This window comes from Amycolatopsis sp. SID8362 (assembly GCF_010550475.1).
Classification (GTDB): Bacteria; Actinomycetota; Actinomycetes; order Mycobacteriales; family Pseudonocardiaceae; genus Amycolatopsis; species Amycolatopsis eburnea.
In genome coordinates this window covers 1-210 of record NZ_JAAGNB010000682.1, presented here as the reverse complement: position 1 = coordinate 210, position 210 = coordinate 1, and the positions used below count along the sequence as shown (strand labels likewise).

Here is a 210-nt window from a genome sequence, read left to right as displayed (position 1 = left end):
GCGCGCCGCGCGGGAGATCCGCGCGTCGCGCACCCTGGCGGTGGCGAGCGGCAACGCGCTCGACCGGATCGGCGCCGACCTCGCCAGCCCGCGGTTCTCGGACGAGCTGTTCTGGGACGCCGACGTCCAGACGCCCGCCACCCGGCCGTTGCAGCCGGCCGGCACGCGCGAGGACGACGCGTCCTACCGCGACCGGCTGCGGATCCTGCG

At 77.6% G+C, this 210-nt stretch carries 1 protein-coding gene; it reads left to right on the top strand.

Features of this window, described 5'->3' with window-relative positions; all coding sequences use genetic code 11:
• Nucleotides 1-210: hypothetical protein (locus tag G3I65_RS20470; RefSeq protein ID WP_160697532.1), on the top strand; the 210-nt coding region annotated here is incomplete at both ends.